The sequence below is a fragment of the Kribbella sp. NBC_00662 genome (assembly GCF_041430295.1).
In the GTDB taxonomy this organism is placed as follows: Bacteria; Actinomycetota; Actinomycetes; order Propionibacteriales; family Kribbellaceae; genus Kribbella.
This window is the reverse complement of the sequence record NZ_CP109029.1, coordinates 2,307,252-2,333,748: the sequence shown is the minus strand read 5'-3', so window position 1 is coordinate 2,333,748 and position 26,497 is coordinate 2,307,252. Positions and strand designations below refer to the sequence as shown.

The following is a 26,497-nucleotide window of genomic DNA, read 5'->3' as shown; positions in this document are numbered from 1 at the left end:
ACGGCGTAGTGACTACCAGGCTGGCGCCCCGGCATGAACGGACCGCCCGCGACGGTCTCCTCCGCCCAGGTTCGCTCGCGAGTTGGCGCCCAGGCCATGACAAGGGCGAGCCGACGGCACGCCTCACGCATTCGCCGGAGCCGAGCCGGGCCGCCGCAGTCAGCTGCCACGGATGCCCGTGCGCCTGAGGGCCAGCGTGCCGCCCGGGGCGGGTATCCGGCTGGGCGACATGCATCCCGGTGCGGGCGGTCGGCGGCCCGGTGCGGGCGGGCCGGGTAGTCGACGCGCGATAAGCGCGCACCGTGGGCGATAGCCCGCTGATTGCGGCGGCAGCCGCCAAGTCCGGCGATAGCCGGAAGGTCCCGGCGATAGCCGGAAAGGGATGCACCGCGATGAGCGGGGGGCGGGTGGGAGCGCGCGGAGCAACCGCTGCCGAGGAGCGGAGCGACGAGAGAGCGGTTGCGTAGCGCGCGGGGGCTTCCCGCAGTACCTAGAAGTCGAAGCCGAGGCCCATGGCGTCGAGGGTGCGGAGCCAGAGGTTTCGGTGGCCGGCATGTTTGTCGGCCTGGTGCATGGACCAGCGGGTGAGGCGGATGCCGGCGGTGCGGAAGGGTTCGGGTGGGAAGGGGAGGGGGCGGTCGCGGACCATCTGCAGGCGGGTGCGGTCGGTTGATTCGGCGTACAGGAGGTCGAGGATGACGTCGGCGCCGAAGCGGGTGGCGGCTACGCCGAGGCCGGTGTAGCCGAGGGCGTACGCCGTGTGGCCGGCGTGGGCGGTGCCGTAGAAGGCGCAGAACCTGGTGCTGGTGTCGATGACGCCGCCCCAGCGGTGGGTGAAATGCAGGCCCTCCAGTTGCGGGAAGGTCTGGAAGAAATGGCGGGCCAGCATCGTGTGGATGGAGTTCCGTTGCTCCAAGGACGGGTCGATGCGGCTACCGAAGTAGTACAGCGGCAGGTAGCCGCCCCACAGGATGCGGTTGTCCCGCGTGAGGCGGTAGTAGTGGAAGAGGTTGGAGGCGTCACCGACTCCCTGCCGACCGTGCCAACCGATCGATGCCAGCTGGGCGGCGGACAGCGGCTCGGTGACCAGGACCAGGTCATAGACAGGCACCGTGTAGAGGCGCAGTCGACGCAGCAATGACGGGAAGGCGTTCGTCGCCAGCGCGATCCGATCGGCCCGAACCGCCCCCGTTGCCGTGTGCAACGAACGCGAGTGCAGGCGCGTGACGGCGCTGTGTTCGTGGATGCGTACGCCGTGGTCGAGGCAGGCCTGTCGCAGTCCCCAGGCGAGCCGCGCCGGTTCGACCAGCGCCGTACTCGACGGGTCGAACAACGCGCCCAAGTACGTCGGTGAGTTGACCTCGGCCCGCGCCGCATCCTGGTCGAGGAGCACCGCGCCAGGCCGTTCGGCCGCCTCGGCAGCCAATTCGTCCAGGTGGTGCGGAGCGGTGGCGACGGTGAGTTCGCCGGTCAACTGCCAGTCGCAGTCGATCGAATAGCGAGCGATGGTGTCGCCGAGCGCACGATGGTTCTCGGACCCGAGACGTTCGAGTTCGTCGATCTCATCAGGCCACCGAGCCACCCCGTTGGCGTGCCCGTGGGTGAGGCTCGCGTCGCAGAAGCCGCCGTTCCGGCCGCTGGCAGCCGAGCCGCACACATCGCCTTCCAGCAGTACGACGTCCAGCGACGGGTACCGCTCCTTCGCGCGCAACGCCGTCCACAGACCGGTATAACCACCGCCGACCACGGCCAGGTCAGCCGTGGTCGGACCGAGCAGTGCGGGCAGCGGGTCCGGAGCCGCCTTGTCCTCGAGCCAGAAGACTCGCGGTTCGGCCTCGGCGAGCGCTGCCAGTTTCATCGGGTACGCCGGCGTCGCGCCAGCTCACCTCCCAGGACGAGGACGAGCGCCAGCAGGAACATCGCCGTACCGACGACGTTGATCTGCGGCGGGATGTCCCGCTGCGCCGACCCCCACACGAACATCGGGAACGTCACCGTCGTACCGGCGTTCAGGTTCGTGATGATGAAGTCGTCGAACGACAACGAGAAACTGAGCAGCGCCGCGGCCAGGATGCCCGGGAACACCAGCGGGAACGTGACCCGCCAGAACGTCTGCCACTCGTTCGCATACAGGTCCATCGCCGCCTGCTCCAGCCGCGAGTCCATGCCGGTCAGCCGCGCCTTCACCGTCACGACCACGAACGACAGACAGAACATCACGTGCGCGATCAGCACCGTCCAGAACCCGAGCCGGCCGCCGAAGCCGCTCGACACGAACAGGGCGAGCAGCGACGAGCCGAGCACGATCTCGGGCGAGGCCATCGGCAGGAAGATGAACAGGTTCGCGGCGGACCGGCCGCGGAAGCGGTGCCGCACCATCGCGAACGCCATCAACGTCCCCAGCGCCGTCGCGATCACCGTCGCCAGCAACCCGATCCGCAGCGAGGTCGACACCGCGTCGCAGAGCCCGTACGGCCGGCAGGGGTGTGCCCAGTTCGCCCAGGTGAATCCGTCGAACGTGTACGACAGCTTGCTCTTCGGCTCGTTGAACGACATCAGCATCACGACGACGATCGGCGCGAAGAGATAGAGCAGGACGAGCAACGCGACGAAGACGACCAGCCGTTGCCTGATCCACCTCATACCAGTTCCTCCGTCCCCGCCCGCCAGACGTACAGGAGGACCAGCACGACGATCGCCGCCATCAACGTCACCGACAACGCGGCCGCGGTGGGATACGCGCCGGCGGAGAACAGCCGCTGGATGTCGTTGCCGATCATCCGTTGTCTCGGCGTACCCAGGAGCTGTGCGTTGATGTAGTCGCCCGCCGCCGGGATGAAGGTCAGCAGCGTCCCCGCCACCACCCCCGGCATCGACAGCGGCAAGGTCACCGTCCGGAAGGTCGTGAACGGGTTGGCGAACAGGTCACCGCCGGCCTCGATCAACCGTGGATCGATGCGCTCGAGCGAGGCGTACAGCGGCAGCACCATGAACGGCAGGAAGTTGTACGTCAGCCCGGTCACCACCGCGGTCGTTGTCGCCAGCAACCGTCCGTCCGGGCCGAGGATGTGCAGCCACTTCAGCGCATCGACCACGAACCCGTTGTCCGACAGCAGTAGCTTCCACGACAGCGTGCGGATCAGGAAGCTGGTGAAGAACGGCGCGATCACCAGCGCGAGCATCAGGTTCTTCCACCGGCCGGCCTTCATCGCGATCGCGTACGCCAGCGGGTACCCGAGCAGCAGGCAGAACAGCGTCGTCAGCAGCGAGTACCACAACGACCGCCCGAACGGCCGCGCGTAGTCGGCCATCGTGTCGACGAAGTTCTGGAAGTGCCAGGTCATCTTGAACCCGGCCTCGATCGACCCGTTCGGGTCGTACAAGCTTGCCGCCAGCAACGACACCAGCGGTACGACGAAGAACAACAGCAGCCACAACCCGCCGGGCAGCAGCAACAGGTACCCCGTGAATCGCCGCCCGGACCGCTCCACCTTCGCCGGAGGTGCCGCCGCGGCCGCCCCGAGCTGGCCGACCGCGCTCATCAGGCGCCACCCGGATCGTCGATGTCCTCGACGCCGGCCCGGGCGTCCTGTTCGGCATCGAGCACGAACGTGTGCGTCGGCAACCAGTGCAGGTCGACGGTCTCGCCGACGCCGAACGTACCCCGGGCGCCGGTGTTCTGCTCGAAGATCGTCAGCTCCTGGTCCCACGGCAGCTTGACCAGGTACTGCGTACTCACGCCGACGTAACTCACATCCGTCACGACCGCGCCGCGCAGCTGGTTCGAACCGTTGCTCTGTTCGGTCCCGGCCGCCGCGATGAACACCTTCTCCGGCCGGATCCCCATCCAGACGTCGCCCTCGGTGACCCGGCACCGCGGCAGCGGCACGGTCACCTTGCGGCCGTGGACGTCGACGGTCAGGTTGTCGTCGGCCTGTCCGATGATCGAGGCCCGGATCAGGTTCGACTGGCCGAGGAAGTTCGCCACGAACGTCGTCGCGGGCAGGTCGTACAGCTCGGCCGGTGATCCCATCTGCTCGATCACGCCGGCGTTCATCACCGCGATCGTGTCGGCCATGGTCATGGCCTCCTCCTGATCGTGGGTGACGTGGACGAACGTGATGCCGACCTCGGTCTGGATCCGTTTCAGCTCCAGCTGCATCTGCCGGCGCAGCTTCAGGTCCAGCGCGCCGAGCGGCTCGTCCAGCAACAGCACCTGCGGCCGGTTGATCAGCGCGCGGGCCAGCGCGACCCGCTGCTGCTGACCGCCGGACAGCTGGGACGGCCGCCGCTTGCCGTACGTCGAGAGCTCGACCAGGCCGAGCATCTCCTCGACCTTCGGCTTGAAGTCCTTGACCCCGCGCCGCTTCAGCCCGAACGCGACGTTCTCGAAGATGTCGAGATGCGGGAACAGCGCGTAGTTCTGGAAGACCGTGTTGACCGGGCGCTTGTACGGGCGCAGACCGGTGATCTCCTGCTCGCCGAGCCGGATGCTGCCGGTGGTCGGCTCCTCCAGACCGGCGATCATCCGCAGCGTCGTGGTCTTGCCGCAGCCGGACGGGCCGAGCAGCGCGAAGAACGAGCCGGACGGGACCGTCAGGTCGAGGTTGTCGACCGCGCGGTGCCCACTGAACTGCTTGCTGATTCCGTGGAGAACTAGGTCACTGGTCATCTATCAGCCCCCGATCGCGAGGTTGAAGTCGGCTTCGTAGAGGGCTGCCTTGGCTGTGTCGAGCGGCATGAACGACGCCGTCTTGGCCAGCATGGCCTGGTCGGGAAAGATCAGCGGGTCGTCGACAACGTCCGGATCGACGGTCTCCATCGCCTTCTTCGCACCCGTCACGGGGCAGATGTAGTTCACCCAGTCGGCCAGCGTGGCGGCGACCTCGGGCTCGTAGTAGTAGTTCATCAACGCCTCGGCGTTGGTCTTGTGGGTCGCCTTGTTCGGCACCAGCATGTTGTCCGACCACAGCATCAGGCCCTCTTCCGGCACCACGAACTTGATGTCGGGGTTGTCGGCCTGCATGGCGATCACGTCACCGGACCAGGCCTCGCAGGCAGCGATGTTGCCGGCGTTCAGGTCCTGCACGTAGTCGTTCCCGGTGAAGCGGCGGACCTGCCCGGAGCTGACGTACTCCTGCAGCTTGTCCAGCGCCTTGCTCCACTCGGCGTCGTTGAACTTGCCCGGGTCGGCGCCGACCAGCTTGAGCATGAACGACATCGTGTCCGGCATCTCCGAGAGCAGGGTGACCCGGCCCTTCAGATCCGCGCGGGTGAGCAGGTCGGTGAAACTGCCGACCTCCTTGGTGACCTTGGCGTTGTACGCGATCCCGGTCAGCCCGCTCTGCCACGGGACGCTGTAGTCACGGTTCGGGTCCCAGGCCGGCGCCTTGAGCTGCTTGAGCAACTGCTTGTCGACGTTCGGGATCTTGCTGTGGTCGAGCTTCTGCAGCCAGCCCAGCCCGACCATCCGGGCCGCCATCCAGTCGGTGAGCACGAAGATGTCCCGGCCACAGGACTGGCAGCTCCCGAGCTGGTCGCGGACCTTGGCGTAGAACTCGGCGTTGTCGTTGACGTCGGCGGTGTAGGTGACCGTGATCCCGGTCTGCTTCTGGAAGTCCTCCAGCGTCGGGAGGACGGTCTTTCCGTTCACCTTTTCGTCGGACTCGTCCATGTAGCTCGGCCAGTTGGAGAAGTTCAGCGTCTTCTGCGACGACGACAGGTCTGTGCTGACGCAACTGCCCGCGCTCTGCCGAGCCGGCGGGATCCCGCAGCCCGCCAGCACCCCTCCGACCCCGAGCGCGGACAGCGACATCCCCTTCAGGACCGCGCGACGCCCCACGACGCGCTGGTGACGAGGACTCATGGAACCCCCTAGGAACCGTCTGTCGCGGGCGATACTGTCAAACCTTGGCGATCAGAACAAGGGATTCCGAAGCTAAACGGACATTTCGCAACGAATTCCGCTTCCGCAGCTTGCTGACGCCCCGGGCCGGGTGAAAAGATCCGGGGGTGGCAGTGCGAACGGGGAACTCCGACAAGAACCAGACCCTGCTGGACGACACCTCGAAGGCGATCATCGAGCAGTTGCAGCTCGACGGGCGGCGTTCGTACGCCGCGATCGGCAAGGCTGTCGGCCTGTCCGAGGCCGCGGTCCGGCAGCGGGTGCAGCGGCTGACCGAGGCCGGGGTGATGCAGGTCGTCGCGGTCACCGATCCGCTCGAGCTCGGGTTCGACCGGCAGGCGATGATCGGGATCAAGGCCGAAGGCGCGCTGGAGCCGATCGCCGACGAGCTGGCCAAGATGGACGAGGTCGAGTACGTCGTGGTGACGGCCGGCTCGTTCGACATCCTGGCCGAGGTGCTCTGCGAGAGCGACGAGCACCTGCTGCAGGTGCTGTCCGAGCGGGTCCGGCAGATCGAGGGTGTGAAGGCGACCGAGACGTTCGTCTACCTGAAGCTGGTGAAACAGACCTATTCCTGGGGTGTCCGCTGAACCTCTGGTCGGCTCCCGATCCGCTCCCGGAGCGCCCGAGGCTGGCGGGCGACCGGGACGCCGACGTGGTGATCGTCGGCGCCGGGTACACCGGGCTGTGGACGGCCTATTACCTGGCCAAAGCGGATCCGTCGCTGCGCATCGTCGTACTGGAGGCGCAGACTGCCGGTTTCGGGGCATCGGGACGGAACGGTGGGTGGTGCTCGGCGCTGTTCCCGGTGTCGTCGAAGCGGTTGGCCGCGTTGCCGGGGTCGAGCCGGGAGGCGGCGATCGAGCTGCACCGGGCGATGCAGGCAAGTGTGAACGAGGTCGGCCTGGTGAGCGCGGCCGAGGGGATCGACTGCGACTACCACAAGGGCGGGACCGTCGTTCTGGCGCGGACCCGTGTGCAGCTCAGGCGAGCGCGGGCCGAAGTGGACGCGGCGGCCGAGTGGGGACCGGGTGACCTGCAGTTCCTGACGCCGGACGAGGTCAGCGCGAAGGTCCGCGCGACAAAGGTGCTGGGGGCAACGTTCACGCCGCACTGCGCGGCCATCCAACCGGGGAAGCTGGCGCGCGGCCTGGCCGCCGTGGTCGAGCGGCTCGGGGTCACGATTCACGAGCGGACACCGGTGACCCGGATCGTGCGCGGGCGCGCGGTGACGCCGTACGGCGTGGTGCGCGCGGACGTCGTCGTACGGGCGACCGAGGGTTTCACGCCCGGACTGGCCGGGCAGGAGCGGGTCGTCGCGCCGGTGTATTCGTTGATGGTGGCAACGGAGCCGTTGAGTGCCGAGGTGTGGGACCGGATCGGGCTGGCGGATCGGCCGACGTTCAGCGATCAGCGGCACCTGATCATCTACGGGCAGCGGACCGCGGACGGGCGGCTGGCGTTCGGCGGGCGCGGAGCGCCGTACCACTTCCGGTCGACGATCAAGCCCGGGTTCGACAACGTGCCGCGGGTGTTCAAGGGGTTGCAGAAGACGCTGCGGGAGCTGTTCGACATCTCGCCGGAGTTCACCCACGCCTGGGGCGGACCGTTGGGCGTGCCGCGGGACTGGTGCGCATCGGTCGGGTTCGAGCGCGGCGTGGCCTGGGCGGGCGGGTACGTCGGGGACGGCGTGAGTACGACGAACCTCGCGGGGCGGACGTTGCGCGACCTGATCCTCGAGCGCGACACCGCCTTGACGCGACTGCCGTGGGTCGGGCACCGGTCGCGGGCGTGGGAGCCGGAGCCGCTGCGCTGGCTGGGGATCAACGCGGGTTTGCGGGCGATGACGCTGGCGGACGTCGAGGAGCGGGTGACGCGGCGGGAGAGCGTGATCGCGCGGCTGATGGCTCCGCTACTTGGCGGCTGAGACCGGCAGCCGGCCGGCTTCCATCAGCGGTACGCCGGTGAGCTGGATGCTGGGCCGGATCCAGTCGTTGAGGATCGGGTCCTCGGTGTCGAGGTGACCCGCGAGCTCGGTGCGGCTGAGCTCGAAGACGTGCGCGGGGTTGCCGGTGAGGTCGACGACGGTCTGCATCACGCGGCCGACCTGCTCCTCCCACAGCACGTCGACGAACTCGTGGCTGTCCGGGCGGATCAGCAGCAGGTCGACGTCGCTGTCCAGATCACCGTCGCCGCGCGCGATCGCGCCGTACACGCTGGCGTGGACCGGCGAGATCCGCCAGGCGCTGATCTCGTCGGCGAGGCGGTCGGTGAGCGTGCTGCGGAGGTCGGCCAACTGGTCGACGATCGGGGCGAGGAGGTGTTTGCGATTGAGGCAGTAGAGCAACGAGTTGCCGAGGTCGTCGACGTGGACGAGTCCGGTCGCGGCGAGGCGTTGCAGAACGAGACGGACGCCGGCGACGGATCCCGATCCGGCGAGCTTGTGGATCTGGCGACCGGACAGTCCTTCCTCGGCCTGCGCCAGAACCAGCAACACCGGCCCGTCGAGGGACGGCACGACTGTGCTGATCGGGCTCTTCAGATCCATAACCCGTCTCACCCTAGTGATCACAGAACGGGTCAAGTAATCATCGTGACGAGTCAGAGACTCTCGGCGTTGGTCGGCCCCCGCGTGCTACGCAGGCACCGCTTGGGAAAACAAGCACGCTTGATTCTTTTTGGTGGGCGTGGGAGGCTCGGCGGACGGTCTCCTGATGAGGGAGTGCAGCGTGCAACTGGATGTCGTGCTGGCTGATTTGTGGGCCGAGAGTGCGGAGTTGGATCGGCTGGTTGGTGGGTTGGCTGCCGATGAGTGGTCTACGCCCACGCCGGCTGAAGGGTGGACGGTCGCGCATCAGATCGCGCACCTCGCCTGGACGGACGAGGCGGCGCACCTGGCCGCGACCGATCCCGAGGGGTTCAAGGACTCGTTGCGTACGGCGGCCGCCAGCCCCACGACGTACGTCGACGATGGTGCGGCTGAGACCGCCGCGCTGCCGCCGGAGCAACTCCTGCCGTACTGGCGGGAGACCCGCGCAGACGTTGCCGAGGCGCTGAAGAAGGTTCCGGCCGGGGAGCAGGTGCTCTGGTATGGGCCGCCGATGAGCCCGACCTCGATGGCGACCGCGCGATTGATGGAGACCTGGGCGCACGGGCAGGACGTGTTCGACGGACTCGGCGTACGACGGCAGCCGAGCAACCGGCTGCGCCACGTCGCCCATCTCGCGGTGCGCACGCGGGACTTCGCCTACCTGCTCAACGACCGCACGCCGCCGAGCGAGCAGTTCCGCGTCGAGCTGACCGGGCCGGACGGTGATGCCTGGTCGTGGGGACCGGAGGACGCGGCTCAGCGGGTGACTGCGCCGGCGCTCGACTTCTGTCTGCTGGCGACCCAGCGGCGTCATCGCGATGACCTCGCGGTTGAGGCCGAGGGGGCCCAGGCCGAGGAGTGGCTGGGAATCATCCAGGCGTTCGCCGGGCTGCCTGGGAAGGGCCGGAAGCCGGGGCAGTTCGCATGACCGAGCCGATCCGGATCGGGAACGCGTCGGGGTTCTACGGGGATCGGTTCAGCGCGGTTCACGAGATGCTGACCGGCGGCCCGCTGGATGTACTCACCGGGGATTACCTGGCTGAGCTGACGATGCTCATCCTCGGTCGGGATCGGCTGAAGGACCCAGGCCTGGGTTATGCCCGCACGTTCCTCAAGCAACTCGAGACAGGGTTGGGCGAGGCGCTCGACCGAGGCGTGAAGATCGTCAGCAATGCCGGTGGTCTCAACCCGGCAGGCCTGGCGAAGGCGATCGCCGAGCTCGCGGACAAGCTGGGCCTGCAGCCGAAGATCGCGTACGTCGAAGGCGACGACCTCCTCGATCGCGTCGACGAGCTCGACCTCGGCAAGCCGATGACCGCCAACGCCTACCTGGGCGCCTGGGGGATCGCCGAGGCGTTGCAGGCGGGCGCTGATGTCGTGGTGACCGGGCGCGTCACCGATGCGTCGGTGATCGTCGGTCCGGCGGCGGCGCATCACGGGTGGAAGCGAACGCAGTACGACGAACTTGCCGGCGCTGTCGTCGCGGGGCATGTGATCGAGTGCGGCTGCCAGGCAACGGGTGGGAACTACGCGTTCTTCACCGAGATCCGCGACTTCGGCCGGCCCGGGTTCCCGATCGCGGAGATCCACGCCGACGGCAGCAGCGTGATCACCAAGCACGACAACACCGGCGGTGCGGTCACGATCGACACGGTCAAGGCGCAACTGCTGTACGAGATCACCGGCGCCCGGTACGCCGGACCCGACGTGACAACTCGGCTCGACACGATCGAGCTTGCCGTCGACGGTCCCGACCGCATCAGGATCTCCGGCGTCCAGGGCGAGGCCCCACCACCGACGTACAAGGTCTCGCTCAACAGCATCGGCGGGTTCCGCAACGAGGTCGACTTCGTGCTCACCGGGCTGCAGCTGGAGCAGAAGGCCGAGCTGGTCCAGCGCCAGCTCGAGCAGGCGCTGCCGAAGCGGCCGACCGAGCTGAAGTGGACGCTGGCCTGGACCGAGAAGCCGAACGCCGAGTCCGAGGAGGAGGCGAGCGTCTTCCTGCGGTGCGCGGTGAAGGACCCGGATCCGAAGGTCGTCGGCCGGGCGTTCAGCAGCGCCGCCGTTGAGCTTGCCCTCGCGAGCTACCCGGGCTTCCACGTCACCGCGCCGCCCGGCGACGGCTCGCCGTACGGCGTGTTCGAGGCCGGGTACGTCGACATCCACGAGGTCGAGCACGTCGTCGTACTCCCCGACGGCACTCGCACCGTGATCGAGCCGGCCGCCGAGACGCAGCCGCTGGCGCCCGTCGACGACATCGAGGAGCCGATGCCGCTGCTCCAACTGTCGAGCGGACCGCCGCGGACGCGAGAGGTTCCGCTCGGCCGCATCGCCGGCGCGCGGTCCGGCGACAAGGGCGGCGACGCGAACGTCGGCGTATGGGCGCGCGACGAGAAGGCGTGGCGCTGGCTGGCGCACACGCTCACGGTCGACCTCTTCCAACAGCTGCTGCCCGAGACGCAACCGCTGACCGTGACGCGCTACCTCTTCCCCAACCTGTGGGCGGTGAACTTCGTCGTCGAGGGACTGCTGGGCGAAGGCGTCGCCGCGCAGGCCCGGTTCGACCCGCAGGCGAAAGCAGTCGGCGAGTGGTTGCGATCGCGGTACGTCGACGTACCGGAAGTCCTGCTGTGAACGACTACCGGGACTCCGTACGCCGCTTCATGAGCGCGGAGGTCCTGCCGCATCTCGACCAGTGGGAGCGTGACGGCGAGCTGCCGCGCGAGCTGCACAAGAAGGCCGGCGCGATCGGTCTGCTCGGCGTCGGCTTCCCGGAGGCGGTCGGTGGCGGCGGCGGTTCGTTGCTCGACGCAATCGATGTGGTCGAGGAGATGCACTACGCCGGTGGCTCCGGCGGGCTCGTTGCCTCGCTCCTCACCTGCGGCATCGCGCTTCCTCACATCGTTGCTGCGGGCGACGAGGAGCAGATCGAGCGGTGGGTCCGGCCAACGTTGAGCGGTGAGTTGATCGGCGCGCTGGCGATCACGGAGCCGGGTGGCGGGTCGGATGTGGCGTCTCTACGGACGACGGCCCGGCGCGAAGGTGACGTGTTCGTGGTGAACGGCGCGAAGACGTTCATCACCTCGGGGTGCCGGGCGGACTTCGTGACGACCGCGGTCCGCACCGGCGGTCCGGGTGCGCACGGGATCAGTCTGCTGGTGATCGAGCACGGGTTCGAGGTGTCGCGGAAGCTGGAGAAGATGGGGTGGCTGTGCTCGGACACGGCTGAGCTGTCGTTCACCGATGTTCGCGTACCGGCCGAGAACCTGGTCGGGTCCGAAGGCTCCGGATTCGTGCAGCTTGCGGTGAACTTCGTGGCTGAGCGGCTGACGCTGGCCGTGCAGGCGTACGCGGGTGCTCAGCGGGCGCTCGATCTGGCGGTGGCCTGGTGCCGGGACCGGGAGACGTTCGGCAGGCCGTTGATCTCGCGGCAGACCGTGCAGCACACGTTGACCGAGATGGCTCGGCGGATCGACGTGGCCCGCGTGTATGTGCGTTCGGTGGCTGACCGGGCGGACCGGGGTGAGGACGTGATCGCGGAGACCTGTTTCGCGAAGAACACCGCGGTCGAGGCCGGGCAGTGGGTCTGCGATCAGGCGCTGCAGTTGCACGGCGGGCTCGGCTACATGCGTGAGGCAGAGGTGGAACGCCAGTACCGCGACCAGAAGATCCTCGCCATCGGCGGCGGCACCACCGAGATCCTGACCGGCCTCGCCTCCAAAAGACTGGGGTTCACTGCATGAGTAACCGCGAGGAGATGCTGGAGAAGCTCGTCGCGCTCGATGCCGAGCACGCGAAGGCGCTGGCCGGCGGTGGCGAGAAGTACGTCGAGCGGCACCACAAGCGCGGCAAGCTGCTCGCGCGGGAGCGAATCGAGCTGCTGCTCGATCCCGACTCGTACTTCCTCGAGCTGTCGCCGTTGGCCGGCTGGGGTTCGGACTTCACCGTCGGCGCGAGCCTGGTGACCGGGATCGGCGTCGTCGAGGGTGTCGAGTGCCTGATCACCGCGAACGACCCGACTGTCAAGGGCGGCGCGAGCAATCCGTGGACGCTGAAGAAGGCGCTGCGGTCGGACGAGATCGCCCGGGCGAACCGGCTGCCGGTGATCAGCCTGGTCGAGTCCGGTGGCGCAGATCTGCCGACGCAGAAGGAGATCTTCATCCCCGGCGGCGCGATGTTCCGCAACCTGACCCGGCTGTCGGCCGAGGGCATCCCGACGATCGCGCTGGTGTTCGGCAACTCGACCGCGGGCGGCGCGTACATCCCCGGCATGAGCGACTACGTGGTGATGGTCGACGGCGGCGCGAAGGTGTTCCTGGCCGGGCCACCGCTGGTGAAGATGGCGACCGGTGAGGACGCGGACGACGAGTCGCTCGGCGGTGCGTCGATGCACGCGCGGCGGTCCGGGCTCGCGGACTACTTCGCCGTCGACGAGCAGGACGCGATCCGGCTCGGACGGCAGATCGTGTCGCGGTTGAACTGGCGCAAGCAGGGTCCGGCGCCGAAGCCGTCGTACGACGAACCGCTGCTCGACTCCGACGACCTGCTGGACATCGTGCCGGGCGATCTGAAGATTCCGTTCGATCCGCGGGACGTGATCGCCCGGGTCGTGGACGGGTCGGTGTTCGACGAGTTCAAGCCGCTGTACGGATCGTCGCTGGCGACCGGGTGGGCGTCGGTGCACGGGTATCCGGTCGGCATTCTCGCGAACGCGCGCGGCGTGCTGTTCAGCGAGGAGTCGCAGAAGGCGGCGCAGTTCATCCAGCTGGCCAACCGCGCGAACACGCCGCTGATCTTCCTGCACAACACGACCGGGTACATGGTCGGGCAGGAGTACGAGCAGGGCGGGATCATCAAGCACGGCGCGCAGATGATCAACGCGGTCTCGAACTCGAAGGTCCCGCACATCTCGATCCTGATGGGCGCGTCGTACGGCGCCGGGCACTACGGGATGTGCGGCCGGGCCTTCGATCCACGGTTCCTGTTCGCGTGGCCGTCGGCGAAGTCGGCGGTGATGGGGCCGCAGCAGCTGGCCGGCGTACTGTCGATCGTCGCGCGGGCCGCGGCCGAGGCGAAGGGCCAGCCGTACGACGAACAGGCCGACGCGCAGATGCGGGCGTACGTCGAGGGGCAGATCGAAGCCGAATCCCTGCCGATGTTCCTGTCCGGCCGGTTGTACGACGACGGCGTGATCGACCCCCGCGACACCAGGACGGTCCTCGGCATCTGCCTGTCCGCCATCCACTCAGCCCCGGTCGAAGGCACCTCGTCCTTCGGCGTGTTCAGGATGTGAGGCGCATGTTCACAACTGTGCTGGTGGCGAACCGGGGCGAGATCGCGCGGCGGATCTTCCGTACGGCGAGGTCGCTGGGGGTGTCGACGGTCGCGGTGTACTCGACGGCCGATGCGCGGATGCCGTTCGTCGACGAGGCCGATGCGGCGGTCGAGTTGCCGGGGGACGCGCCGGGCGAGACCTACCTGCGGGCCGAGCTGATCGTCGAGGCCGCGCTGCGGGCCGGGGCGGACGCCGTACATCCGGGGTATGGGTTCTTGTCGGAGAACGCCGGGTTCGCGCAGGCGGTGATCGACGCGGGGCTGACGTGGATCGGGCCGCCGGTGGATGCCATCTCGTCGATGGGGTCGAAGATCGAGGCGAAGAAGCTGATGGCGGCGGCCGGGGTGCCGGTGCTGGCCGAGCTGACACCGGCCGAGGTGTCCGCGGACGATCTGCCGGTGCTGGTGAAGGCGTCGGCCGGAGGTGGCGGGCGCGGGATGCGAGTGGTCACCGAGCTTGCCGACCTGCCCGGTGAGATCGAGGCGGCGTCGGCCGAGGCCCTGTCCGCCTTCGGGGACGGGACTGTCTTCTGCGAGCGGTATCTGGCTGCTGGGCACCACGTCGAGGTGCAGATCATGGCGGACCAGCACGGGACGATCTGGGCGGTCGGCGAGCGCGAGTGCTCGATCCAGCGCCGGCACCAGAAGGTCGTCGAGGAGGCGCCGAGTCCACTCGTCGAGCGGATCCCGTCGATGCGGGCCGGGCTGTACGACGCCGCACGCAAAGCAGCCGCCGCGATCAACTACGTCGGCGCCGGGACGGTCGAGTTCCTCGCGGACGATGCGGGCAACTTCTACTTCCTCGAGATGAACACGCGCCTCCAGGTCGAACACCCGGTCACCGAGGAGACCACCGGGCTCGACCTCGTCGAGCTGCAGTTCGCAGTCGCCGCCGGTGAACGGCTCCCGGCGGACCCACCACCCACAGTCGGCCACGCGATCGAGGTCCGCCTGTACGCCGAGGACCCGTTGCACGACTGGCAGCCCCAAACCGGCCGCCTGCACGCCTTCGACCTCGGGGCAGCGCGGCTTTCCGGAAGAAATCTCCCACGTGGCGACGAAGAACTTCCGGAAAGCAGGCGTGCGGGGGTGCGGGTGGACTCGGGGGTCGAGGCCGGCTCGGAGGTTTCGCCGTACTACGACGCGATGCTCGCGAAGGTGATCGCGTACGGGCCCGATCGGACCGCGGTCGCGCGCCGGCTGGCCGGCGTCCTGGACCGGGCTCAACTCCACGGGGTCGGCACCAACCGGGATCTGCTGGTGTGGATCCTTCGGCATCCCGCGTTTCTGGGTGGTGACACCGACACCGGGTTCTTCGACAAGCACGGGGTCGGGGAGGCGCTCGATGAAGGCGCGGTGCGGGTGTCAGCGTTGGCGGCAGCGTTGGCGGATGCGGCGGGGCGGGTGGGACCGGTGCGGGTGCCCAGCGGCTGGCGGAATCTGGTTTCGCAGCCGCAACGGAAGAGTTTCCGTGTGGGTGACGCGGTGCATGACATCGACTACCGACTGACCCGCGACGGGTTGGTTGCTGAGGGCAACGTGCAGCTGGTCCACAGTGCTCCGACGCGGGTGGTGTTGCGGGTTGACGGCGTACGGCGGGTGTTCGACGTGGCGTCGTACGGACGGCTGGTTTGTGTGGACTCGGCGTTGGGGAGTGTGAGTCTCACGCCGGTGGAGCGGTTCACGGATCCGGCGCGGCAGGTGGCGGCGGGGTCGTTGGTGGCGCCAATGCCGGGGACGGTGATCCGGGTCGGCGTGCAGGTCGGCGACAAAGTTACCCAAGGGCAACCGCTGTTGTGGCTGGAAGCGATGAAGATGGAACACACGATCGCTGCTCCGGTCGACGGTGTGGTCGGTGAGCTCAAGGTGGAAGCGGGACAACAGGTCGAGGTCGGCGCCGTACTGGCCGTGGTTGGGGAGGAAGCATGAGCTTCGTCGAATCCGAAGAACGTCAGGAGCTGCGCAAAGTCGTCGGTGAGCTGGGGAAGAAGTACGGCTACGAGTGGTTCAACCGCCAGGCGCGATCCGGCGGGCACACGACCGAGCTGTGGCTGGAGGCGGGCAAGCTCGGATACCTCGGCGTCAACCTCCCGGAGCAGTACGGCGGCGGAGGCGGCGGGATGGCCGACCTGTCGATCGTGCTGGAGGAGCTGGGCGCCGCCGGCTGCCCGTTGCTGATGATGGTCGTCTCTCCGTCGATCTGCGGCACGGTGATCTCCCGCTTCGGCACCGACGAGCAGAAGCAGACCTGGCTGCCCGGCCTGGCCGACGGTACGACGATCATGGCGTTCGCGATCACCGAGCCCGACGCCGGCTCGAACTCGCACCAGATCACCACCACCGCCCGCCGCACCGACGACGGCTGGTCGCTGACCGGGCGCAAAGTCTTCATCTCCGGCCTCGACGTGGCGAAGGCGGTCCTCGTCGTCGGCCGGACCGAGGACGCGAAGACCGGCAAGCTCAAGCCCGCGCTGTTCATCGTGCCGATCGACGCGCCGGGTGTGGAGTTCCGGCAGATCGAGATGGACCTGATCAGCCCGGACAAGCAGTACGCGCTGTTCCTGGACGACGTACGGCTTCCCCGCGAAGCGCTCGTCGGCTCCGAGGACGCGGCGCTGATGCAGCTGTTCGCTGGGCTCAATCCCGAGCGGATCATGGCGTCGGCGTTCGCGGTCGGGATCGCTCGGCATGCGCTCGGCAAGGCAACGGCGTACGTCAAAGAACGGCAGGTCTGGAAGGCCCCGATCGGCGCTCATCAGGGTCTCGCACATCCGCTCGCGCAGATCAAGATCGAGCTCGAACTGGCCCGTCTGATGATGCAGAAGGCCGCCGCGCTGTACGACGCGGGCGACGACATGGGCGCGGGCGAGGCCGCGAACATGGCGAAGTACGCCGCCGGCGAGGTCGCCGTACGAGCCACCGACCAGGCCGTCCAGTCGCTCGGCGGCAACGGCATGACGGTCGAGTACGGCGTCGCGTCGCTCGTCGCGGCCGCCCGCGCGACCCGGATCGCGCCGGTCAGCCGGGAGATGATCCTCAACTTCGTTGCACAACACAGCCTGGGACTGCCCAAGTCGTACTAGAAGGAGTGGGGCAATGATCATCACCAGTGAATTCCCGCCGGTCGAGGTGCTCGACGTACCGATCCACGACGCGGTCCTGGGCAGAGCGCAGGAGTACGGCGACCGGCCGGCGATGGTCGACGGCGTCACCGGCAAGGAGATCAGCTACGCCCAGCTCGATCACATGACCCGCCGGGTCGCGGCCGGGCTCGCCGAGCTCGGGATCCGGCACGGTGACGTGATCGCGCTCTACAGCCCGAACACGATCCTGTACCCCGTGGTGTTCTACGGAGCCACCCGCGCCGGAGCGACCGTGACGACGGTCAACGCGCTCTACACCGCGGACGAGCTGCACAAGCAGTTGATCGACTCGAAGGCGAAGTTGCTGGTGACGATTTCGCTGTTCCTGCCGGTCGCGACCGCGGCGATCGAGGGTACGGACGTCGCGGAGATCTTCGTCTGCGACCAGGCCGAGGGATATCGCTCGGTGCAGGAGCTGCTCGCCTCCACGGGCCCAGAGCCGGAGGTGACGATCGATCCGGCCGAGGATGTCGCGGTGCTGCCGTACTCGAGTGGCACCACCGGCGCGGCCAAGGGCGTGATGCTCACGCACCGGAACATCGGGACGAACATCTCGCAGGCCGAGGTGATGATCACGCTCGCGGAGGAGGAGCGGATCATCGCGATCCTGCCGTTCTTCCACATCTACGGGCTGTCGGTGTTGATGAACCTGCCGCTGCGGCTCGGCGCGACGGTCGTCGTACTGCCGAAGTTCGAGCTGCAGCAGTTCCTGACGACATTGGACGAGCAGCGGATCACCCGTGCGTTCGTGGCACCGCCGGTGGTGTTGGCGCTGGCGAAGCACCCGGCCGTGGACGGGGTGGACCTGTCAGCGCTGAAGCACGTGACGTCCGCGGCGGCGCCGTTGGACGGCGAGCTCGCCGAAGCCTGCGCGAAGCGGCTCGGGCTGCACGCCGTACTGCAGGCCTACGGTATGACGGAGTTGTCGCCGGGTACGCACGCCGTACCGCAGGACGACCCGGAGCCGCCGCCCGGTGCCGTCGGCAAGCTGTTCCCGTCGACCGAGATGCGGCTGGTCGGTGCCGATGGCAACGATGCGGACGAGGGCGAGATCTGGATCCGCGGACCCCAGGTGATGAAGGGGTACCTCGGTCGCCCGGCCGACACCGACGCGACGATCGACCGGGACGGCTGGCTGCACACCGGCGACATCGGACGGGTGGACGCGCGCGGCTACCTGTACGTCGTGGATCGGGTGAAGGAGCTGATCAAGTACCACGGGTACCAGGTGCCGCCGGCCGAGCTCGAGGCCGTGCTGCTGACCGACGACCGGATCGCGGACGCGGCGGTGATCGGGGTCAGTGCTGACGGCAACGAAGTACCGAAGGCGTTCGTGGTGCCGATGCCGGGTGTGGAACTGACGGAGGCGGACGTGATGGAGTACGTCGCCGCGCGGGTGGCGCCGTACAAGAAGATCCGGCAGGTGGAGTTCATCGACGCGGTGCCGAAGGCGGCGTCGGGGAAGATCCTGCGGCGGGAACTGCGAGCCCGTGAGGCCGCGCGTGAGTGAGGTGCTGAAGGCGCCGCAGCAGGACCGCTCGCGGGCGACCCGGCAGCGGTTGCTCGAGGCGGCAGTCGAGTCGCTGGCCGAGGTCGGGTACGCCGCGACGACGGTGAGCGTCGTGGCGACCCGGGCCGGGGTGTCGCGGGGGGCGGCGCAGCATCACTTCCCGACGCGGGCGGATCTGTTCGCGGCGGCGGTCGAGTACATGACCGAGGTGCGGTTGGCGGAGATTCGCGCGCAGGCCGCCGGGTTGCCGAGTGGGGCAGGACGGACCGAGGCGATCGTCGGGATGCTGGCGGACGTGTACACCGGGCCGCTGTTCCGAGCTGCGTTGCACTTGTGGGTGGCGGCGTCGACCGAGGACGGGCTGCGGCGGCAGATCGTGCGGCTGGAGTCGTACGTGGGGCGGCAGGCACACAGGGCGTTGCTGGAGGTCCTGGAGGTCAACGAACGAACGCCCGGGGTGCGGGAGACGGTGCAGGGAGTGCTGGACATGGCGCGCGGTCTGGGGCTGGCTGACCTGCTGACCGACGACAGCGCTCGGCGGCGCGGCATCGTGCGCCAGTGGAGCCGGATCCTCGATCAGGCTCTACGCGAGCCCGGGGTGTGACCGAACGCCCGTCGGAACGTGTCGATGAACGCACTGGCCGACGCCCAACCGGTCCGGTGAGCCACCCGGGTCACCGACTCCCCTTCAGCCAACAACCTGAGCGCCTCGTGCAGCCGCAGTTGAGTCCGCCACTGCGGGAAGGTCATCCCGAGGTCGGATTTACACAGCCTGCTCAGCGTCCGCTCACTCGCACCGACCTCGCGGCCCAGCTCCGTCAACGTGCTGTTGTTGGATGGGCTGTCCCGCAGCAGATCACAGACTGCTGCGAGTCTCGGGTCCCGAGCGGTGGGCAAGTACGTGGGCCGTTGAGGCGACCGTCGCAACTGGTCCAACAGCACACCCCGCAGCCGCTCCCGCTCCGCCGACCCCGCGCGCTCCCGGCGCTCCGCATGCTCGGCTGTGTAGGCCAGGAGGAGTTCTCGGAGGAGGGGGCTGACTACGAGGGCCGAGGGGGCTTCGAGGGCTAGTGGGTTCTCGGTGAGGCCGACCGTGTGGAGGGTGGTTTCGCCGTAGGCGCGGTGTTGGTGGATGGTGCCGGCAGGGATCCAGATGGCTCTGGTGGCGGGGGCTACCCAGCTGCCGGCATCTGTGGTGACCGAGAGGACGCCGCGGCCGGCGTACACGATCTGGTGGCGGTCATGCCAGTGCGCCTCGATGCCGCCGCCGGCCTCGATCGGCCGGTGGCCGGTGGTTGCGGGACGTTGGCGGGTTTCCGGCATGAATTGTCATTTTATCGGAAGCCGGACAGTCCACCCGGCGGCCACGATCGAGTGGTGATAAGACTCCGACCGATCGGACTGATGGCAACCGGTCACGCCTGCGTGGACATCTACCAGGGCAGCGTGCCCGCACTCGTACCGTTCCTCGTCGCCGAGCGCGGCCTCGGGTACGTCGCGGTCTCCGGCATCACGTTGGCCGCGACCCTGCTCTCGTCCGTCGTCCAGCCCGTGTTCGGCGTACTGACGGACCGCCGCCCGCTGACCTGGCTGATTCCGGTTGCGATGACCACCGCCGGCCTCGGTATCGCGCTCATCGGCGTCGGTCACACCTACCTGCTGAGCTGGCTCGCGGCCGCACTGTCCGGCCTCGGCGTCGCGGCGTACCACCCGGAGGCCGCCCGGGTGGCGCGCGTGGTGAGCGGCGGCAGCCACGTCGGCATGAGTTGGTTCTCGGTCGGCGGGAACGTCGGATTCGCGCTGGCGCCGGTCCTGGTCACCCCGGTCATCGCCGCCGGCGGACTCTCGCTGACCCCGGTGCTCGTCGTACCCGCGCTCTTCGGCGGCGTGATCACGTCGCTGGCGATCCGCTCCCGCGTCACCGACGCGGTCACCCGCCGCCAAGCAGAAGGCACCGACGACTGGCCGTCGTTCCTGCGCTTGTCGGCGATCATGATCTGCCGGTCGATCGTGTTCGTCGGCCTCGGCACCTTCGTCGCTTTGTACGCCGGGCAGCGGGCCGGCGGCGGTACGACGACCGGCGGCGTCGCGCTGTTCATCCTGTTCGCCGCGGGCGCGCTCGGCACGTTGCTCGGCGGCCGGTTCGCCACCCTTTACGGCCGCGTCCGCACGCTACGGACGTCGTACGCCGTCGCCGTACCCGCGATCGCCTGCCTGGTCTTCGTCCCCGGGCCGCTGTTCTTCGCCTGCCTGGCTCTGACAGCGATCGCGATGTCGGTCCCGTTCTCGCTGCACGTGACACTCGGGCAGGACTTCCTCCCGGGACGCGTCGGTACGGCGGGTGGCATGACGCTCGGCCTCGCCGTCAGTATCGGCGGCGTCGCCACTCCTGTCCTCGGCGCGATCGCCGAACACACCTCGCTGCAACTCGCCCTGAGCACGCTGATCGTGCTGGTCGTGTGCTGCAGCCTGATCGGGTACTCGATCAGCGAGCCGCGGCACGCTCCGCGATCCGCCGATCGACCTTCGCCGCGAGTTCGTCCGGAGCGCATTCGGCCAGGTGATCGCGAACGAGCAGGTGGATGAACGCGTACTCCCCGGGGCCGGTGTGCGCGAGCACGTAGCGGTCGGCGGCGTACCGCGGGAAGGCGCGACGGTGCCACGGCAAGTGCCCGGTCCAGCAGAGCAGCGAGTCGTGGAGCGTCCGGGACAGCGGTCCGGCGAGGACAGGCGGTCGCCAGGGCTTCGCGGCGACAGTCGCGCGCGTCGCCGTCCAGCTGGCGATCAGCGCGTGGGGAATTGTTGTCGATTCACATACATTGACAAGTAATATGACTACTGAGCGGATCGACCGGACGAGTGTGGGGCTTCGGTCGGAGCGGGGCCCGATCCTGCTGGCGGTGATGCTGAGCGTCGGGCTGGTCGCGATCGACGCGACGATCCTGGCCACCGCCGTACCCTCGGTCGTCGACGACCTCGGCGGTTTCACGCAGTTCCCCTGGCTGTTCTCGATCTACCTGCTCGCGCAGGCCGTGTCGGTGCCGATCTACGGCAAGCTCGCCGACCAGCGCGGGCGCAAGCCGATGATGCTGCTCGGCGTCGGGCTGTTCATCCTCGGGTCGGTGCTGTGCGGGTTCGCCTGGAGCATGCCGGCGCTGATCGCGTTCCGGCTGATCCAGGGCCTCGGCGCCGGGGCGATCCAGCCGATCGGGATGACGATCGTCGGCGACATCTACACGGTCGCCGAGCGGGCCAAGGTGCAGGGCTACATCGCCAGCGTCTGGGGCATCTCGTCGTTCGTCGGGCCGACGCTCGGCGGTGTCTTCTCGGACTACATCTCCTGGCGGTGGATCTTCTTCGTGAACATCCCGCTCGGGGCGGCGGCCGCCTGGGTGCTGGTACGCCGGTTCGAGGAGAAGGTCGCGAACAAGACCAGCCACCAGATCGACTACGCCGGCGGCATCCTGCTCGCGGTCGGCGGTTCACTGCTGCTGCTCGGGCTGCTCGAGGGCGGCGTGATGTGGAACTGGGACTCGACCGCGAGCATCGTCATCCTGGCCGCGGCGGTCGTGCTGCTGACCACGTTCGTCCTCGTCGAGCGCCGGGCCGCCGAACCGATCCTGCCGTTGTGGGTGCTCGGGCAACGAGTGCTCAACTCGGCGAACTCGGCCGCGTTGCTGATCGGGCTGCTGATGATCGGGCTGTCGACGTACGTCCCGCTGTACGCGCAGAGCGTGCTCGGTACGTCGGCCCTGGTCGCCGGATTCGCGTTGGCGGCCATGACGCTGGGTTGGCCGATCGCCGCATCGTTTGCCGGACGCATCTATCTGCGCGTCGGCTTCCGGACCACGATGCTGATGGGCGCGATCATCGTCGTACTCGGATCCGCACTGCTGCTCATGGTCGGAGCCCACAGCTCGGTGCTGCACCTGGCCGGTGCGTGCTTCGTGATCGGCGTCGGCCTCGGCTTCTCCGCGTCACCGTCGGTCGTGGCCGCACAGTCATCGGTGGACTGGCAGACGCGTGGCGTGGTGACGGGCGCCAACATGTTCTCCCGCTCGGTCGGCAGTGCAGTCGGTGTGGCCGTATTCGGTGCCGTGGCCAACGGTGTGGTGGCTGCCCGTCTCGGCGGCGACCACGAGGACCTCGAGAAACTGCCGAGCGACGTACTCGCCCCTGCGATCCACGACGTGTACTACGGCGCCGCGATCGCCGCCGTACTCCTCGTAGCCGCCGTCATCTTCATGCCGAACCGCGTCGTCGAACGCCCGCTGCAGAACGCCTAAGTTGGTCGCATGCGTGCGGTCGACTGTGTTGGTGCACTGATCCGGGACGAGCAGCATCGCGTCTATCTGCAGCGGCGTACGCCGGATCGGCGGTTGCTGCCGGGGATCTGGGACATCGTCGGCGGGCATCTCGAGCCGGGGGAGACGCCGGAGCAGGCGTTGGCGCGGGAGGTCGAGGAGGAGACGGGCTGGAAGGTCCGCGACATCGTCTGGACGGTCGCGGACTGGGAGTGGGAATGGGAGGGCCGGGTACGGCGGGAGGTCGACTACCTCATCACCGTTGACGGAGACCTGACCCAGCCTCGTCTCGAGGTCGGCAAGCACGACGCGTCCGCGTGGGCCGGACCGGACGACCTGGACCTGTTGATGGTGAACCGGACCGACGGCGACCGTCGCCTGCGGGACCTGGTGGCGCACGCGGTCCGGACCAGGTTCACCGACCGCCTGCGCCTGGAGCCGATCACCGGACCGAACGGGGTCCTGCCCGGACATGCAGCGGACCTCGCGGAGGTTTTCGCGGACCCGTGGGTGGCCCGCTGGTACGACGCGCACTGGTCGCCGGAGGAGGTTGCCGCACAGGTCGCGAACCTCCAGGCGGGCTGGGAGCGAGACTCCGTTGGCAAGTGGATCGCATACGAGCGGACCGGCGCGGTGGCGGGTCGGGGCGGGCTGTCGCGGATCCCGGCCGACTCACCGACAGCCGCCGCCATCGCGGACCTCGTAGGACCAGAGTGGGCAGCTGACCGGCTCGAGCTCGGCTGGGCCTTGAAGGAGTCGGCACGCGGGCGTGGGCTAGCAGGCGAGATCGGCCGCGCCGGACTGGACTTCGCGTTCAGCACGCTCGGCGCCCGAGCGGTGATCGCGTTGACCGAGCGGGTCAACACCGCGTCCCAGGCGGTCATGCAGCGGCTCGGGATGCGGTACGCCGGTGAGATCCACGCGGAAGGCTGGGCCGATGGCTCACCCGACGTACAGCCGGATGCGCCGTTCGCCGTCTACGTCGCCGATCCGGCGGTGCGGCGGCAGGAGGTGGACGACGTCCTGGCCGCGGCGGTCCGGTGGGCGGAGGGTCAGCCGGAGATCCGCGCGATGGCGATGGTCGGCTCGTGGGCGCGTGACGCCGCTCGGATGACGTCGGACGTGGATCTCGTCCTGCTGACCGACGTACCGGAGAAGTATCTGGCCGACGACGACTGGCTCGAGGCCTTCGGCGCGGTGGCCGTCGTACGCCGTCAGCAGTGGGGCCCGCACTTGACCGAGGTCCGGATCGCGCGACCCTCGGGTCTCGAGATCGAGCTCGGCGTCACCGCAACCGCCTGGGCGAACCCCGACCCGGTCGACCCGGGCACCACGCGAGTGGTCAGCGACCGGATACGGATCCTGCACGACCCGGACGGCATCCTTGCCACCTTGCAGCAGACCACCGGACCCGAAGCGGACATGTAGCGGTCCAGCGCGGTCACAAAGCGGGCCAGGAGGTCCGCGAACACCTTTCGTTCGTCAGACGTCCAGTCTTCGATCGCCGGTGGCGACCCGGTCGAGCTCGCGACGGTGACGAATCCGCTGGTCGAGCGCGAGTGGCTGACCGGTGACGAGCTTGACGGCGACCGGGTCGCACGCCCTGGCGGATCTCTAGGGGCTCCGAGTGTGACCGCCCAGGCGCGGCGGTCACACTCGGAGCCGGCCACCTCAGGGGGAGGCTCCCGGTGAGGTGACGGGGGCCTCCGGTGTCCTACCGCCCAGGACACTCGACCCTGCCTGGCCCGAGGTGTCGGCCAGGAGGTGGTTGGAACGGCTGGGCGGCGGCGATACAGGGAACTCAACCGCCAGGCCCAGCCGGGTTTCGGGAGGGCGGTGCGGTCCGGAGCTGAGGAGTGCTCCGGACCGCACCTCGGGTTTCGTCCGGGAGCTGAGGAATGCTCCGGACCTACCATGCTGCCCCTGAGCGTGAGGAGACCTCAGGGCGCAGCGGACCGGGTCTGAGGAGGACCCGGACGCCTCAAGGTGGTGCGGCTACAACGGGTGTTTCAGTCGGTGGAGTCGAGTGGCCCGAGCAGGTCGTTGGTGACCTTCAGGCCGGCAAAACGGCGCCGCATTGCCTGTTCGTAGCGGGCCGCCAAGGGCGCCTCCGCGACGTACTGCGCGATCACGTGCTCGCCGAACCAGACCCGAACTCTGCGCCGGTGCTGTCTCGCCGTCACTTCCGCGATGCTCACTACTTCTCACCCCGTAACTCTCAGGCCTTGCAACCAGTTGGACTTACTGGTTGTCATGGCAGTAATGGTGCACGAGCCCACCGTGACCGCTCTAGGACCTGGACCGGACCTTTGCCGGACCTCTTCCGGTCCTCTGACGGACATCTGGGGGACAGCACCTTGTCGTGGGGCATGAGTCGAGACAACGTCTGTACTGACGTGAACGGGAGGAACGATGGCGGGTAGGTACGCGCCAAAGACGGTCCTGGCGCACCTGATCCAGCGCCGGAACCAGACCTACTCCGAGATCGTCGCCGAGTTCGTCGAGCTGGGTGGAACCATCACCGAGCGGCACCTGCGTCGGCTCGCATCGGGCGAGCGCGCAGGGACCACTCCTCAGACCCGGCGCACCCTGCAACGCATGTTCGGCAAGCCGGTCGAGGAGCTCCTCGCGCCGTATGTCGCCGAACAGGCCGCCCAGGTGGTGCCGGCACCTGCCGCGAGTGGACGGATCACGACAGGTAACGAGATGGAGGTTCTCGACATGGCTGCCAGCCGCGCGAGGGCATTTGCCCTCGCGGCCCAGTCCGGTCTCGGAAGCGAGGCCATGGAACAGGTGTACGACGACGTGCGCCATGCCGCCCAGGCGTACCCGCAGCGCCCACTGCCGGAGATCCTCGGCCAACTGGTCGAGACGCAGGACCTGGTGTTCGGCCTGCTGGAGAGCCGCCAGCGCCCGGAGAACCACCGCCAGCTGTACTTCCTGGCCGGCGTCACCGGCGGCCTGCTCGCCAAGGCTTCCCACGACCTCGGCAACCCCCACGCCGCCCTGACCCAGGCGCGGACCGCGTTCATGTGCGCCGACAACGCCGACCACCACGGCCTGCGCGCCTGGGTGCGCGGCCTGCAGTCCCTGGTCTCGTACTGGGCCGGCAACCCGCACGACTCGGTGCGGTACGCCCAGCTCGGCGCCGGGTACGCCGAGCAGGCCAACAGCACCACCAGCGTCTGGCTGCCGGTCAGCGAGGCCCGCGCCTGGGCCGCGCTCGGCAACCCGGAGGCCACCCGGGCCGCGCTCGAGCGGGCCGAGGAGGCCTGGAACTCGGTCCACAACGACGACCTGGACGAGATGGGCGGCCTGTGCACGTTCGGCCGCAACCGCCAGCTGTACTACGCCGCGGACGCGCTGGCCCAGCTGCCTGGTGAGGTCGAGCAGGCGCAGCGCTACTCCAGCCAGGCGGTCGACGCGTACACCGACCAGAACCACCCGGAGTGGGCCTTCGGCGACGCCGCCGGCAGCCACGCCGCGATGGCGATCACCCGGATCTCGAGCGGCGAGCTGGACGGCGCGGCGGACGCGCTCGCTCCGGTGCTGACGCTGCCGACCGAGCGCCGGATCAACGGCGTGGTGCACTCGGCCCGCCGGGTCCACCAGGCGCTGCGGCAGTCCGGTCGCGCGGACGACGCCCGGGAGCTGCAGGAGGAGATCGAGATGTTCACCCGGACTCCGATGCAGACCTACCCCCGGTAATCT

Annotated in this window: 22 protein-coding genes; 14 read left to right on the top strand and 8 right to left on the bottom strand. The window is 68.6% G+C overall.

Going from position 1 to position 26,497, the window contains the following annotated elements:
* Positions 1-490: 490 nt before the first annotated feature.
* The 5 genes from OHA10_RS11810 to OHA10_RS11790 are packed head-to-tail and all read right to left on the bottom strand — an operon-like array spanning position 491 to position 5,866.
* A complete protein-coding gene (locus tag OHA10_RS11810; protein WP_371406222.1) occupies positions 491-1,858 on the bottom strand; it encodes an NAD(P)/FAD-dependent oxidoreductase in 1,368 nt (455 codons plus the stop codon).
* Positions 1,855-2,643, bottom strand: a complete 789-nt coding sequence (locus tag OHA10_RS11805) for an ABC transporter permease (protein WP_371406221.1) — start codon at positions 2,641-2,643, stop codon at positions 1,855-1,857. Before OHA10_RS11805 ends, OHA10_RS11810 begins: the two co-directional genes overlap by 4 nt.
* Entirely contained in the window at positions 2,640-3,542 is a 903-nt protein-coding gene (locus OHA10_RS11800; RefSeq protein WP_371406220.1) for an ABC transporter permease, read from the bottom strand. The genes OHA10_RS11805 and OHA10_RS11800 overlap by 4 nt, the downstream gene beginning before the upstream one ends.
* Positions 3,542-4,672: an ABC transporter ATP-binding protein gene (locus tag OHA10_RS11795; RefSeq protein ID WP_371406219.1), complete on the bottom strand. Its 1,131-nt coding sequence runs from the start codon at positions 4,670-4,672 to the stop codon at positions 3,542-3,544. The genes OHA10_RS11800 and OHA10_RS11795 overlap by 1 nt, the downstream gene beginning before the upstream one ends.
* A gap of 3 nt (positions 4,673-4,675) precedes the next feature.
* The gene (locus tag OHA10_RS11790) at positions 4,676-5,866 is read right to left on the bottom strand and encodes a spermidine/putrescine ABC transporter substrate-binding protein (RefSeq protein WP_371406218.1); all 1,191 of its coding nucleotides are present in this window, start codon (positions 5,864-5,866) and stop codon (positions 4,676-4,678) included.
* Between the two features lie 146 nt (positions 5,867-6,012).
* Here OHA10_RS11790 and OHA10_RS11785 point away from each other — a divergent pair, with 146 nt between their 5' ends.
* Together OHA10_RS11785 and OHA10_RS11780 are read left to right on the top strand one after the other, a co-directional pair.
* Complete coding sequence (locus OHA10_RS11785; RefSeq protein WP_371406217.1) at positions 6,013-6,495, top strand: Lrp/AsnC family transcriptional regulator; 483 nt, start codon at positions 6,013-6,015, stop codon at positions 6,493-6,495.
* A gap of 65 nt (positions 6,496-6,560) precedes the next feature.
* Positions 6,561-7,832: an NAD(P)/FAD-dependent oxidoreductase gene (locus OHA10_RS11780; protein ID WP_371406216.1), complete on the top strand. Its 1,272-nt coding sequence runs from the start codon at positions 6,561-6,563 to the stop codon at positions 7,830-7,832.
* Here the strand turns inward: OHA10_RS11780 and OHA10_RS11775 are convergent.
* Positions 7,818-8,453 carry a hypothetical protein gene (locus OHA10_RS11775; RefSeq protein WP_371406215.1) on the bottom strand — a complete coding sequence of 212 codons (636 nt, stop codon included), beginning with the start codon at positions 8,451-8,453 and terminating at the stop codon, positions 7,818-7,820. The two genes, OHA10_RS11780 and OHA10_RS11775, sit on opposite strands and share 15 nt — an antisense overlap.
* Before the next feature lie 181 nt (positions 8,454-8,634).
* Here OHA10_RS11775 and OHA10_RS11770 point away from each other — a divergent pair, with 181 nt between their 5' ends.
* Genes OHA10_RS11770 through OHA10_RS11735 form a run of 8 tightly spaced genes read left to right on the top strand, consistent with a single transcriptional unit; the run spans position 8,635 to position 19,086 of the window.
* Positions 8,635-9,423, top strand: a complete 789-nt coding sequence (locus OHA10_RS11770) for a TIGR03084 family metal-binding protein (RefSeq protein WP_371406214.1) — start codon at positions 8,635-8,637, stop codon at positions 9,421-9,423.
* Positions 9,420-11,129, top strand: a complete 1,710-nt coding sequence (locus OHA10_RS11765; protein WP_371406213.1) for an acyclic terpene utilization AtuA family protein — start codon at positions 9,420-9,422, stop codon at positions 11,127-11,129. The genes OHA10_RS11770 and OHA10_RS11765 overlap by 4 nt, the downstream gene beginning before the upstream one ends.
* Positions 11,126-12,238, top strand: coding sequence for an acyl-CoA dehydrogenase family protein (locus OHA10_RS11760; protein WP_371406212.1), 1,113 nt, complete (start codon positions 11,126-11,128; stop codon positions 12,236-12,238). Before OHA10_RS11765 ends, OHA10_RS11760 begins: the two co-directional genes overlap by 4 nt.
* Positions 12,235-13,788, top strand: a complete 1,554-nt coding sequence (locus OHA10_RS11755) for an acyl-CoA carboxylase subunit beta (protein ID WP_371406211.1) — start codon at positions 12,235-12,237, stop codon at positions 13,786-13,788. Before OHA10_RS11760 ends, OHA10_RS11755 begins: the two co-directional genes overlap by 4 nt.
* A gap of 5 nt (positions 13,789-13,793) precedes the next feature.
* The gene (locus OHA10_RS11750) at positions 13,794-15,758 is read left to right on the top strand and encodes a biotin carboxylase N-terminal domain-containing protein (protein WP_371406210.1); all 1,965 of its coding nucleotides are present in this window, start codon (positions 13,794-13,796) and stop codon (positions 15,756-15,758) included.
* Entirely contained in the window at positions 15,755-16,912 is a 1,158-nt protein-coding gene (locus OHA10_RS11745; protein ID WP_371406209.1) for an acyl-CoA dehydrogenase family protein, read from the top strand. The genes OHA10_RS11750 and OHA10_RS11745 overlap by 4 nt, the downstream gene beginning before the upstream one ends.
* A gap of 13 nt (positions 16,913-16,925) precedes the next feature.
* The gene (locus OHA10_RS11740; protein ID WP_371406208.1) at positions 16,926-18,482 is read left to right on the top strand and encodes an AMP-binding protein; all 1,557 of its coding nucleotides are present in this window, start codon (positions 16,926-16,928) and stop codon (positions 18,480-18,482) included.
* Entirely contained in the window at positions 18,475-19,086 is a 612-nt protein-coding gene (locus OHA10_RS11735; protein WP_371406207.1) for a TetR/AcrR family transcriptional regulator, read from the top strand. The genes OHA10_RS11740 and OHA10_RS11735 overlap by 8 nt, the downstream gene beginning before the upstream one ends.
* Here the strand turns inward: OHA10_RS11735 and OHA10_RS11730 are convergent.
* Positions 19,059-19,805 carry a helix-turn-helix transcriptional regulator gene (locus OHA10_RS11730; RefSeq protein WP_371406206.1) on the bottom strand — a complete coding sequence of 249 codons (747 nt, stop codon included), beginning with the start codon at positions 19,803-19,805 and terminating at the stop codon, positions 19,059-19,061. The two genes, OHA10_RS11735 and OHA10_RS11730, sit on opposite strands and share 28 nt — an antisense overlap.
* 54 nt (positions 19,806-19,859) lie before the next feature.
* Here OHA10_RS11730 and OHA10_RS11725 point away from each other — a divergent pair, with 54 nt between their 5' ends.
* The 3 genes from OHA10_RS11725 to OHA10_RS11715 all read left to right on the top strand — a co-directional run bounded on the left by OHA10_RS11725 (position 19,860) and on the right by OHA10_RS11715 (position 24,214).
* Entirely contained in the window at positions 19,860-21,068 is a 1,209-nt protein-coding gene (locus OHA10_RS11725) for an MFS transporter (RefSeq protein ID WP_371406205.1), read from the top strand.
* Between the two features lie 245 nt (positions 21,069-21,313).
* A complete protein-coding gene (locus OHA10_RS11720; RefSeq protein ID WP_371406204.1) occupies positions 21,314-22,768 on the top strand; it encodes an MDR family MFS transporter in 1,455 nt (484 codons plus the stop codon).
* Positions 22,769-22,777: 9 nt separating this feature from the next.
* Positions 22,778-24,214: a GNAT family N-acetyltransferase gene (locus OHA10_RS11715; RefSeq protein ID WP_371406203.1), complete on the top strand. Its 1,437-nt coding sequence runs from the start codon at positions 22,778-22,780 to the stop codon at positions 24,212-24,214.
* A gap of 581 nt (positions 24,215-24,795) precedes the next feature.
* Here the strand turns inward: OHA10_RS11715 and OHA10_RS11710 are convergent.
* On the bottom strand, positions 24,796-24,984 hold the full coding sequence (locus OHA10_RS11710; protein WP_137255809.1) for a hypothetical protein: 189 nt from the start codon (positions 24,982-24,984) through the stop codon (positions 24,796-24,798).
* Between the two features lie 214 nt (positions 24,985-25,198).
* Here OHA10_RS11710 and OHA10_RS11705 point away from each other — a divergent pair, with 214 nt between their 5' ends.
* Positions 25,199-26,494 carry an XRE family transcriptional regulator gene (locus OHA10_RS11705; RefSeq protein WP_371406202.1) on the top strand — a complete coding sequence of 432 codons (1,296 nt, stop codon included), beginning with the start codon at positions 25,199-25,201 and terminating at the stop codon, positions 26,492-26,494.
* The last annotated feature ends 3 nt before the right edge of the window (positions 26,495-26,497 follow it).

Bases quoted from the DNA above. Each gene is read 5' to 3' on its own strand.
- OHA10_RS11740 (WP_371406208.1), top strand. From the start codon at position 16,926: ATGATCATCACCAGTGAATTCCCGCCGGTCGAGGTGCTCGACGTACCG.
- OHA10_RS11745 (WP_371406209.1), top strand. From the start codon at position 15,755: ATGAGCTTCGTCGAATCCGAAGAACGTCAGGAGCTGCGCAAAGTCGTC.
- OHA10_RS11800 (WP_371406220.1), bottom strand. From the start codon at position 3,542: ATGAGCGCGGTCGGCCAGCTCGGGGCGGCCGCGGCGGCACCTCCGGCG.
- OHA10_RS11790 (WP_371406218.1), bottom strand. From the start codon at position 5,866: ATGAGTCCTCGTCACCAGCGCGTCGTGGGGCGTCGCGCGGTCCTGAAG.
- OHA10_RS11765 (WP_371406213.1), top strand. From the start codon at position 9,420: ATGACCGAGCCGATCCGGATCGGGAACGCGTCGGGGTTCTACGGGGAT.
- OHA10_RS11720 (WP_371406204.1), top strand. From the start codon at position 21,314: ATGACTACTGAGCGGATCGACCGGACGAGTGTGGGGCTTCGGTCGGAG.
- OHA10_RS11750 (WP_371406210.1), top strand. From the start codon at position 13,794: ATGTTCACAACTGTGCTGGTGGCGAACCGGGGCGAGATCGCGCGGCGG.
- OHA10_RS11715 (WP_371406203.1), top strand. From the start codon at position 22,778: ATGCGTGCGGTCGACTGTGTTGGTGCACTGATCCGGGACGAGCAGCAT.
- OHA10_RS11795 (WP_371406219.1), bottom strand. From the start codon at position 4,672: ATGACCAGTGACCTAGTTCTCCACGGAATCAGCAAGCAGTTCAGTGGG.
- OHA10_RS11705 (WP_371406202.1), top strand. From the start codon at position 25,199: ATGGCGGGTAGGTACGCGCCAAAGACGGTCCTGGCGCACCTGATCCAG.
- OHA10_RS11810 (WP_371406222.1), bottom strand. From the start codon at position 1,858: ATGAAACTGGCAGCGCTCGCCGAGGCCGAACCGCGAGTCTTCTGGCTC.
- OHA10_RS11730 (WP_371406206.1), bottom strand. From the start codon at position 19,805: ATGCCGGAAACCCGCCAACGTCCCGCAACCACCGGCCACCGGCCGATC.
- OHA10_RS11775 (WP_371406215.1), bottom strand. From the start codon at position 8,453: ATGGATCTGAAGAGCCCGATCAGCACAGTCGTGCCGTCCCTCGACGGG.
- OHA10_RS11755 (WP_371406211.1), top strand. From the start codon at position 12,235: ATGAGTAACCGCGAGGAGATGCTGGAGAAGCTCGTCGCGCTCGATGCC.
- OHA10_RS11805 (WP_371406221.1), bottom strand. From the start codon at position 2,643: ATGAGGTGGATCAGGCAACGGCTGGTCGTCTTCGTCGCGTTGCTCGTC.